The following is an 11350-nucleotide window of genomic DNA, read 5'->3' as shown; positions in this document are numbered from 1 at the left end:
GTGCTCCGTCGACTCCGATCGAGGAGATCGTGGCGACGGTGTTCGCCGAGGTGCTGGGTGTGGAGCGTGTCGGCGCGGATGACGATTTCTTCGCTTTGGGTGGTAATTCGCTGTTGGCGACGCAGGTCGCGGCGCGGATCGGTGCGGCGCTGGACACGCGCGTACCCGTCCGCACGATCTTCGAGGCCGCGACCGTAGCCGCACTCGCCATCAAGGTCGAACGGGCCACCGGTGAACGCAAGCGCGCTCCGCTCGTCGCCGGTCCGCGTCCCGACCGCATCCCGCTGTCGCTGGCGCAGCAGCGCATGTGGTTCCTCAACCAGTTCGACACCTCGGCCTCGGTCTACAACATCCCGGCCGTGATCCGCTTGTCCGGCGACCTGGATGTGGATGCCCTGCGGCACGCCGTCACCGACCTCGTCGCCCGCCACGAGATCCTGCGCACGATCTACCCGCAGACACCGGAAGGCCCCGTGCAGCAGGTGCTCGCGCCCGACGAGGTGCCGGTTGATCTGACGCCCGCGCAGATCGGTGACGAGCACGTCGCCGGGGAGGTGCAGCGGATCGTCGCAGCCGGATTCGACGTGACCGCCGACGTGCCGTTCCGCGCGAAGCTGTTCCAGCTCGCGGGCACCGAATACGTGCTGGTCTTCGTCGCGCACCACATCAGTGCCGACGGCTGGTCGATGGGCCCGCTCACCCGGGATCTGATGCTGGCCTACGTCGCTCGCGGCGGCGGGCAGGAGCCGTCGTGGGCGCCATTGCCCATCCAGTACGCCGACTACGCGCTGTGGCAGCGCGACACGCTCGGCGCCGACGACGATCCCGAATCGCTCGCGGGCGCCCAACTGGCCTACTGGACGACCGAACTCGCCGACCTGCCCGACGAGCTGAACCTCCCCGCGGACCGGCCGCGCCCGCCCGCCCAGTCCTTCGCCGGCGGCAGAACCGATTTCGCCGTGGACGCCGACGTGCACGCCGCGCTGACCGATCTCGCGCGACGGCACAACGCCACGCTGTTCATGGTGGTGCACGCCGCGTTCGCGGTGCTGGCGGCGCGGCTGTCCGGCACCGAGGACATCGCGATCGGCACGCCCGTCGCTGGCCGCGGCGATGCCGAACTGGACGACCTGATCGGCATGTTCGTCAACACGCTGGTGCTGCGCACCCGGGTCACGCCCGGTCTCGGCTTCACCGAACTGCTGGCCGGCGCCCGGGAAACCGACCTGCGCGCCTTCGCCAACGCCGACATCCCGTTCGAGCGGCTGGTCGAGGCGCTCGCCCCCGAGCGCTCGGCCGGTCGCCATCCGCTGTTCCAGGTGGCGCTGTCGTTCGAGAACCTATCCGCGACCGGCTTCGAGCTACCCGGCCTGAGCTGCACCGCGCTGGATCCGGCCGCCGACACGGCGAAGTTCGACCTGTTGCTGACGGTGCGCGAGCAGCGCACGGAGTCCGGGGCGGAAGCCGGTCTCGCCGCTGAATTCACCTACGCCCGTGATCTGTTCGACGAACAGACCGTGGTCGAGTTCGGCCGCAGGTTCCGTCGCATCCTGTCCGCGATCGTCCGCAATCCGGACATCGCCGTCGGGGATCTGGAGATCCTGGAGGACTCGGAGCGCGCGGACCTGATCACCCGCGCCGGCGCACCCGCCGTGCCGCCGCGCACGCTGCCGGATCTGATGGCCGCCGCAGTCGCCGCGAATCCGTCCGGTATCGCCGTCGTCGCGGACGACCGCACCTTCAGCTACACCGAGCTGGACGCGGCTTCCGCGCAGTTGGCGCGGGCGCTGATCGATCGCGGCGCGGGACCGGACGTGCTGGTGGCCATCGCGATCCGTCGTTCGGTGGAATACGTGCTGGCACTGTGGTCGGTGGCCAAGACGGGGGCGGCGTTCGTCCCGATCGACCCGGCCTACCCGGCCGACCGCATCGCGCACATGGTCGCCGATTCCGGCGTGGCACTCGGCGTGACCCTCACCGCCGAACTGGACAGCCTGCCCGCCCTCCCCGGCGGTTGGCTCGCTTTGGACGATCACGACTTCACCCTCGACGTCGCGGTGCGCTCGGACCAGCCGTTGCGTCCCGAGGAACTGCGCGGACCGCTGTACGCGAGCAACGCCGCGTACGTGATCTACACCTCCGGCTCCACCGGCGTGCCGAAGGGCGTCGTGGTCACCCACGCCGGCCTGGCCAATTTCAGCGCCGAGCAGGTGCAGCGCTACCGGCTCGACCGATCCACCCGCGCCCTGGCGTTCGCGTCGCCGTCGTTCGACGCGTCGATGCTGGAGCTGCTGCTCGCCCTGGGCGGTGCGGGCGGGCTCGTGGTCGCGCCGCCGCTGACCTTCGGCGGTGCGGAACTGGCCGAGCTGATCAGCGCCGGAGGCGTCACGCACGCCTTCCTCACGCCGTCGGTGCTCGCCTCGCTGGATCCGGACGCGCTGCCGGGAACGCGGACCATCGTGGCGGGCGGCGAAGCGGTGCCCGCCGATCTGGCGGCCAAGTGGACGACCGCCACGGAGCGCGACTTCCACAATGGTTACGGGCCGACCGAGACCACCGTCATGACCACCATCAGCGACCCGCTGCGGCCCGGCGAACCGGTCACGATCGGCGGACCGATCCGCGGCATGCGATCGCTGGTGCTCGACGGCAGGCTGCGCCCCGTGCCCGAGGGCGTCACGGGCGAACTGTATCTGGGCGGCATCCAGCTCGCGCGCGGCTACCATGCCCGCCCCGCCCTCACCGCCGCCCGCTTCGTGGCCGACCCGTACGGCGTGCCGGGCGAGCGGCTCTACCGCACCGGCGACCTGGTGCGCTGGCGCCGCACCGAGGACGCGCCGGTGCTGGAGTATCTGGGCCGCAACGACTTCCAGGTCAAGGTGCGCGGCTTCCGCATCGAACTCGGCGAGATCGACGCCGCGCTCACCGCCCAGCCCGAAGTCGGCTTCGCCGTGACGCTCGGCCGCGCAACCGATTCCGGCGCAACCATGCTGGTCTCCTACGTGCTGCCCGCCGAAGGCGCGACGGCCGACCCGGCCGTGCTGACCGAGCGGATCGCACGCACACTGCCGGAGTACATGGTTCCGGCGGCGATCGTCGTGCTCGACGCGCTTCCGCTGACTCCTGTCGGCAAGCTGGACCGCAAGGCGCTGCCCGCGCCCGAGCCGGACACCCGCCCCTATCGCGCGCCTTCGACCCCGGCCGAACTGGTGATCGCCGAGGTGATCGGCGAGGTGCTCGCCATCGAACGGGTCGGCCTGGACGACGACTTCTTCGCCCTCGGCGGCGACAGCATCGTGTCCATCCAGGTGGTCACCCGCTCGCGTGCCCGCGGCGTGAGTTTCACGCCACGGGACGTCTTCGAGCAGCGGACGGTCGCGGCGCTGGCGCGCGCCGCCGTGGTCGCGGGCGCGCCCGGTGACGAGGCCGGCGAACTGCCGCTGACGCCGCACGCCGCGCGGATGCTGGACGACGGCATCGAAGTGCGGGCCGTCGCCATCGACGTCCCCGAGACCTGCTCCGTGGAGACCGTGCACGACGCGGTGGCCGCTGTGCTCGAGCAGCATCCGATGTTGTGGGTGCGGGTGGAGTACGGCGACGACGGCACGCCCGTGCTGCGCATTCCGGCCGCCGCCGAACGCACCGGCGAGGCGTTCCGCAGGCTGGATCCGCAGCGCGGCGAGACGTCGCTGCCCATCGACGACGTGGTGCAGGCGGCCGCGGCCGCCCTCGACCCGGAGCAGGGCCGCAATATCTACTTCGTGCTCACCGGCGGTCCCGAGGCCCGCTCCACGCTGATCGTGGTGGCCAGCAGCCTCGTCGTCGACGACGTCTCCTGGCGCGCGGTCGTCGACCAGCTGACCGCGGGATGGGAGCGGTCGCGCCACGCCGCGCCCGCGAGCGCCGAATCCGGCCTGGGCGTGCTCATCCGCGCCCTCTCGGCGAAGGCGCACGATCCGGCCACCGTCGCCGAAATGGATTGGTGGCGGCTGGCGCTCGGCTCCGTCCCGGAGGGCGCGGGAACCGAGGGACGTGATCTGCGCGCCCGCAGCCGGGTGTCGCTCACCATCACCGCCGAGGGCGCGGCGGCGGTCGCCGCGGCGGCCGAGGCCTACCACGCCGGAGTGGACGACATCCTGCTCACCGCGCTGGCGCTGGCGCTGCAGACCTCCGCGGGCGAGACCGTCACGCGCGCCATCGGTTCGGTCGTCCGGCTGTGCGCCGACGGTCGCGCGGCCACCGACGCCGACGCGGCGAGCACGGTGGGCGGCTTCGTCACCGAATATCCGCTTCCGTTGCGCTTGAGCCGGATCGACATCGAGGAGGCCCTGATCGGCGGACCCGCGGCGGGCGCCGCGATCGCGCAGATCAAGGAACTGCGGCGATCGGTGCCGTCGCGCGGCGTCGGCTACGGCCTGCTGCGCCACCTCAATGCCGGGACCGCCGCCGAACTGCGCCGCCTCGGCCGCGGCCGGTTCGCGCTGCGCTACCGGGATCTGCGTCCGGCGCGGGTGCACACCGACATCCCGTCCGACGACCTGCTGCTGGTGCTGACCGTCGACGCCACCGACGACGGCCTGCTCGCCCGGTTCGACTTCGCCGCCGCCGCATTCCGCGGCGAGGACGCGAAGACCTTCGCCGAGCACTGGATTCGGGCGCTCGGCGGCCTCGCCGAACACGGCCTGCGCCCGGACGCGGGCGGCTACACCCCCTCGGACTTCCCGCTGGTGCGGCTCAAACAGCCCGACATCGACCGGTTCACCCGCGCCTACCCCGACCTGTCCGACGCCTGGCCGCTCACCCCGCTGCAATCGGGCATGCTGTTCCACGCCCTGCTCGCGGAGCACTCGGTGGACGTCTACACCACCCAGTTCATGCTCGATCTCGGCGGCGCGGTGGACGCGCGCCGGATGCACGCGGCCGCGCAGGCGGTGCTGGACCGGCACGACAACCTGCGCGTGGCCTTCGCCGACGACAGCGAGGGCAAGCCCGTGCAGATCGTGCAGGACGCGCTGGAGGTACCGTGGCGGCTGATCGATCTGAGCCATCTGGAACCCGCCGCGGCGGGAACCGAACTGGAGCGGATCAAAGCGGCGGATCTGGCCGACCACTTCGACATGCGGACCGCGCCGCTGCTGCGGTTCGCGCTGATCCGTTCCGCCGCGGCCCGCTACCACCTGCTGGTGACCAGCCACCACATCCTCGTCGACGGCTGGTCCATGCCGCTGTTGATGAAGGATCTGCTCACCCTGTACGCGTTCGGCGCCGATTCCAGGCGCCTGCCCCCGGCGCGGTCCTACCGCGACTACCTGGCCTGGCTGGTGGCGCAGGACACGGAGGCGGCCCGTTCCGCGTGGCGCGCCGCTCTGGCCGGTGTCACCGAGCCGACGCCGCTGGCTCCGGTCGATCCCGGCCGCGAGATCGCCTCCGGTGTGGGCGAGGTCGGTTTCGAGCTGTCCCCGGCCGACACCACCGCGCTGACCCGGCTCGCGTCCGGGCTCGGCGTCACGGTGAACACCGTGGTACAGGCCGCATGGGGACTGCTGATCGGCCGCACCGTCGACCGTGACGACGTGGTCTTCGGCGCCACCGTGTCCGGCAGGCCGCCGCAGCTGGACGGCGTCGAGGCGATGGTCGGCCTGTTCCTCAACGCGATCCCGGTGCGGGTGCGGCTCGACCCGGCCGGCACGCTCGCCGGGCTGCTGCGGCAGCTGCAGGCCGAGCAAGCCGCGCTGCTGGACTACCACTACCTGGGGCTGAGCGACATCCAGGAAGCCGTGGGTATCGAGGGGCTGTTCGACTCCCTGGTCGTGTTCGAGTCGTTCCCGGTGGACCGCGAGGGCTTGGACCGGGCAGGCGCCATCGACGGTATGAACGTCACCGGCGTGGGCGCGGTCAACGGCACCCATTACCCGTTCACGGTGATGGTGGTGCTGGACAACCAGTTGCGCGTCTCGGTGAAGTACCTGCGCGACGTGGCCGGCGAACCGGCGGCGCTCGCGCTCGCCCAGCGGCTCTCGGCGCTGATCGGCCGCTTCGTGACCACCCCGCAGGCGCGGATCGGCGAGATCGACGTGCTGCTGGACGACGAGCGCGCCGAACTGGCCGCGCGCAACGCCACCGACAGGCCGGAACTGCTCGACGGCGCGACCTTGCCCGCCCTGTTCGCCGCGCAGGTGGCGCGCACGCCGGACGCGCCCGCGGTGCGCTTCGGCGACACCACGCTGAGCTACGCCGAACTCGACTCGCGCGCGCGGTCCATGGCCGTGGAGCTGATGCGCTGGGGCGTCGGCCCGGAGACGCTGGTGGCCGTGGCCATGCGGCGGGGCATCGACCTGGTCGTGGCGATCCACGCGGTGCTGCGAGCCGGTGGTGGTTACGTCCCGATCGACCCGGACCACCCGGCCGAACGCAACGAGTACGTCCTCGGCAGCACCGCTCCCATCTGTGTCCTGACCACCACCGCGGACGCGTTCGACACCGCGACCGGTGTGCCGGTGATCGCGGTGGACACGCTGTATCTGCCGTCGTACGAAGACCCGTGGCCGCAGGAGGACGTGCATCCGGACACCGTCGCCTACGTCATCCACACCTCCGGCTCCACCGGCAGGCCCAAGGGCGTGATGATCACGCACCGGCAGATGGTGAACCAGTTCCGCTGGGCGCAGTCGGCCTACCCGCACGACGGCCGCGACGTCGTGCTGCACAAGACGCCGATCACCTTCGACATCTCCGCCTGGGAGTTGTTGTGGCCGTTGCACGCCGGGGCCTCGATCGTGATCGCCGCGCCCGACGGACATCGCGACCCGGCCTATCTGGCCCGCGTGATCGTCGAGAACGCCGTGACCACCGTGCATTTCGTGCCGTCGATGCTGGACGCGTTCTTGGACCCGGTCGCCAACGCGACCGTGGAGTATGCGTCGCTGCGCCGGGTGTTCGCCGCGGGCGAGGCGCTGTCGGGGGAGACCGCGGCGCGGTTCGCCGCGACCGTGCCGGACGCGGAGCTGGTCAATTGGTACGGTCCCGCCGAGGCCACCGTGGTCACCGGTCATCCCGTGCGCGACAACGCCGCGGTGGCGGTTCCGATCGGGGTGCCCGTGGCCAACACCCGGGTGCACGTGCTCGACCGGCAGTTGTTACCGGTGCCGCCGGGTGCTCCAGGGGAGCTGTATGTCGCGGGCGTGCAATTGGCGCGTGGCTATCTCGGGGCCCCGGCCATGACCGCCGAGCGTTTCGTCGCCCACGCGGGCGGCGCGCGGCTGTATCGCACCGGGGACATCGTGCGCTGGCGCGACGGCGTACTGGAATACCTGGGCCGCGGCGACTTCCAGGTCAAGCTGCGCGGCCAGCGCGTCGAACTCGGGGAGATCGAGGCCGTGCTGGCGCGTCATCCGCAGGTGCGGCACGCCGCGGTCGCGGTGGTGCGTGGCGGCTCCGGCGACCGGCTGGCCGCCTACGTCGTCGTCGCGCCGGGGCAGACCCTGGACGAAGCCGCGCTGCTGCAGCACGCCCGCGCCGCGCTGCCGTCGTCCATGGTGCCCTCGGCGGTCGTCACGCTCGCCGAGCTTCCGCTCAACGCCAGCGGCAAACTCGACCGCAAGGCGCTGCCGGAACCGCGACTGGTGACGCGTCCGTACCGCGCCCCCGGCACGCCGCTGGAGCGGACCGTGCTCGAGGTGTTCGACGAGGTGCTCGACCTCGGCGTCGGGCATCGGGTCGGCATGGACGACGACTTCTTCGAGCTCGGCGGCACCTCGCTGGTCGCAACGCGCGCGGTCAGCAGGCTGCGTACGCTCACCGGCGCGGAGGTGCGGGTGCAGTGGTTCTTCACCGATCCGACCCCGGCGGCGCTGGCGGCCAGGATCATGGCAGCGCTGGCCGACGACCACGACTACGACCAGGACTCCAACGCGGCGCTCGGCGTCCTGCTGCCGATCCGCACCATGGTTCCGCACGACGTGGCCGCCGCCGAGCCGCTGTTCTGCCTGCACCCGATGTACGGGTTGTCCTGGTGCTACGCGGGCCTGGCGCGCTACGTGCCCGCGAGCACGCCGATCTTCGGCCTGCAGTCGCCCGCGCTCACCGAAGAGGGCTACCTGCCGCGGTCGCTGGCCGAGATGGCGCACCGCTACGTGGCCGAGATCCGCGCGGTGCAGCCGCACGGGCCCTACCGCCTGCTCGGCTGGTCGCTCGGCGGTGTCCTGGCGCACGCGGTGGCGACCGAGTTGCAGGCCGCGGGCGAGCAGATCGGCCTGCTGACCATGCTCGACAGCCACCCCGACATCGACGTCACGGACTTCAGGGCGGCGATCCGCGAGGCGCTGGCCGAACTCGGCATCGGCGCCGACGCCCTGCTGCCCGGCGAGGGCGACATCCACGATCTGAGCGAGGACGCGCTGGCCGCGCTGCACGCCACCATCCCGCCGGACATGGCGGTGCTCACCCCCGACCGGGTGCGCCGGATCTACCGCAGCGCGGTGCGCTCGGCCGAGTTGATCGCCGAGCACCGGCCTGCGGTCTTCCGCGGCCGGCTGGACTACTTCAGCGCGGCCGGTCACGACACCGCGGCGGCCGGCTGGCAACCCTACGTCGACGGCCGGGTGGACGATCATCCCGTCGGCGTCTCGCACGATCAGATGACATCGCCCGAAGCGCTGGCCCAGATCGGGCCCCGATTGTCCGAGTTGCTCGATCCCCCGGGGTGGGAAGCGACACGGAACATGGGGCGGTCATGATCGGACCGACACCGTTCGGGCATGATGGGCAACGGTGCGGTAACGAAGTCCACTGTTGTGACGACTACATAGGCCGTATGGTCGGGCGGATGCCTGGACGTCCACCCGGCGCGTGGGGCATGCAGAGCGAATCTCGAGACGAAGCGAAGGTGCGAAATTGATACGTCGACAGAGCCGGCGCGGTGGCCTGCGGGCCGCGGCCGCGATCGCGGCAACCGCGGTGCTCGCGGGAATGATGACCGGTCTCGGCGCGTCCAGCGCGACAGCTGATCCCATCATCGATTCCAAAAGCCTGCTGGCCGACCCGGTCGCCCCGGACGGTTCGCGTATCACCAAGGCCGAGTACAAGGACGCGCGCAGCATCCGGCTGTACGTGTACTCGGCGGCCATGGACGAGAAGGTCATCATCGACGTCCAGCGCCCGGCCGACGCCTCCGTGCCGCGTCCGACGCTGTACCTGCTCAACGGCGCGGGTGGCGGCGAGGACGAAGCCTCGTGGCAGGCGAAGACCGACGCGCTGCAGTTCCTGTCGGACAAGAACGTCAACGTGATCCAGCCGATCGGCGGCAAGTGGAGCTACTACACCGACTGGATCAAGGACGACCCGGTGCTCGGCCGCAACAAGTGGAAGACCTTCTTCACCGAGGAGTTGCCCCCGCTGGTCGACGGCGCGCTCGGCACCAACGGCGTGAACGCCATCGCCGGCCTCTCCACTTCGGGCACCACGGTGCTCGCGCTGCCGATCGCCAAGAAGGGCCTGTACAAGGCCGCCGCGGCCTACAGCGGCTGCGCGCAGACCAGTGACCCGGTCGGCTCCGAGTTCGTCAAGCTGACCGTCGAGACCTGGGGCGGCGGCGACACCGACAACATGTGGGGTCCGGAAGGCTCGCCGGAGTGGGTGGCCAACGACCCGTACGTGAACGCCGAGGGGCTGCGGGGGCTCGACCTCTACATCTCCACCGGCAACGGCCTGCCCGGTCAGTACGACACGCTCAACGGTCAGTACGCCCTTCCCGGCGCCTACGGTCTGGCCAACCAGATCATCATCGGCGGCGTGATCGAGGCCGGCACCAACTACTGCACGCACAACCTGAAGAACCGGCTGGACGAGCTGGGTATCCCGGCTACTTACAACTTCCGCGACTCGGGCACCCACTCGTGGGGCTATTGGCGCGACGAGTTCCAGCGGTCGTGGCCCGTGCTCGCGAAGGGTCTCGGTATCTGATCGACTGAGCCGGGACGCCCGGTCCGCTTCCACCGACCGCCTGGTCTCCGCAGTCGCGGGACCAGGCGGTCGTCTTTGTGGGGTAACCGTCACAAAAAGTTCGGGAGGCCGTAAAATTCAGTTCGTGGGTATTACGCTGGCTGAGTCGACCAAGTCCGCCACCGAGCGCGCGCGTGCCGCGACGGTCCTGCTGGGACCGGCGTTCGTGGCGGCCATCGCGTACGTCGATCCCGGGAACGTCGCGTCGAATATCAGTGCGGGCGCGCAGTTCGGCTACCTCCTGGTCTGGGTCATCGTCCTGGCCAACGTGATGGCGGGGCTGGTGCAGTTCCTCTCGGCCAAGCTCGGCCTGGTCACCGGGTGGTCGCTGCCGGAAGCGGTGCGCGCGAAGGCGAGCGGCCCGGTCCGGCTGGCGTACTGGGGTCAGGCGGAGACGGTCGCGATCGCCACCGACTTGGCCGAGGTGGTCGGCGGCGCCATCGCGCTGCATCTGCTGTTCGGCTTGCCCCTGCTGGTGGGCGGGGTCATCACCGGCGCGGTCTCGATGGGCCTGCTGCTGGTGCAGGACCGCCGTGGCCAGCAACCGTTCGAGCGCGTGATCACCGGGATGCTCGCGATCATCGCGATCGGATTTTTGGCCAGCGTGGTCATCGCCCCGCCGTCGGCCGCCGACGCGGCAAGCGGGCTCCTGCCGCGCTTCCAGGGCACCGAGAGCGTCCTGCTCGCCGCCGCCATGATCGGCGCCACGGTCATGCCGCACGCGGTCTACCTGCACTCCGGCCTGGCCCGCGACCGGCACGGGCAACCGGAGGCCGGGCCGCTGCGCGCCAGGCTGCTGCGGATCACCAAGGTCGACGTGGGGCTGGCCATGATCCTGGCGGGCACGGTGAACCTGGCCATGCTGCTGATGGCCGCCAACACCCTGCGCGGGCGAGACGTCGAAACCATCGAGGACGCGCACGCGGCCGTCGGCGACGTGCTCGGCCCGGCCGCCGCGCTGCTGCTCGCGATCGGCCTGCTGGCCTCCGGTCTGGCCTCCACGTCGGTCGGCGCCTACGCGGGCGCGATGATCATGCAGGGCCTGCTGCACAAGCGGATTCCGCTGATCGCGCGCAGGCTGATCACGTTGATCCCGGCCATCGCGGTCCTGGCGCTGGGCATCGACCCGACCCGCGCGCTGATCATCTCCCAGGTGGTGCTGTCGTTCGGCATCCCGTTCGCGCTGATCCCCCTGGTGCGCTTCACCAGTGACCGCACGCTGATGGGCGCGGACGTCAACCATCGCCTGACCACCGCGCTGGCCTGGGCGGTCGCCGCGATCATCTCCGTGCTCAACGCCGCCCTGATCTATCTCACCGTCACCGGGCGGTAGCCCGCCCGGTGCGGCGCG

3 protein-coding genes are annotated in these 11350 nt (G+C 71.1%); all 3 read left to right on the top strand.

Annotation, left to right across the window (positions count from 1 at the left end; all coding sequences use genetic code 11):
- The coding region (locus U3653_RS17445; protein ID WP_435406569.1) for a non-ribosomal peptide synthetase at positions 1-8735 on the top strand (8735 nt) is incomplete at its 5' end.
- Between the two features lie 235 nt (positions 8736-8970).
- Positions 8971-9960 (top strand): alpha/beta hydrolase, encoded by a 990-nt coding sequence (locus tag U3653_RS17440; RefSeq protein ID WP_195080610.1) that lies wholly within the window; start codon positions 8971-8973, stop codon positions 9958-9960.
- 130 nt (positions 9961-10090) lie between these two features.
- Positions 10091-11332: an Nramp family divalent metal transporter gene (locus U3653_RS17435; RefSeq protein ID WP_323124526.1), complete on the top strand. Its 1242-nt coding sequence runs from the start codon at positions 10091-10093 to the stop codon at positions 11330-11332.
- Positions 11333-11350: the final 18 nt, after the last annotated feature.

This window comes from Nocardia implantans, assembly GCF_035544775.1.
GTDB classification, from domain to species: Bacteria; Actinomycetota; Actinomycetes; order Mycobacteriales; family Mycobacteriaceae; genus Nocardia; species Nocardia implantans.
This window is presented reverse-complemented; position numbering and strand designations above follow the sequence as displayed.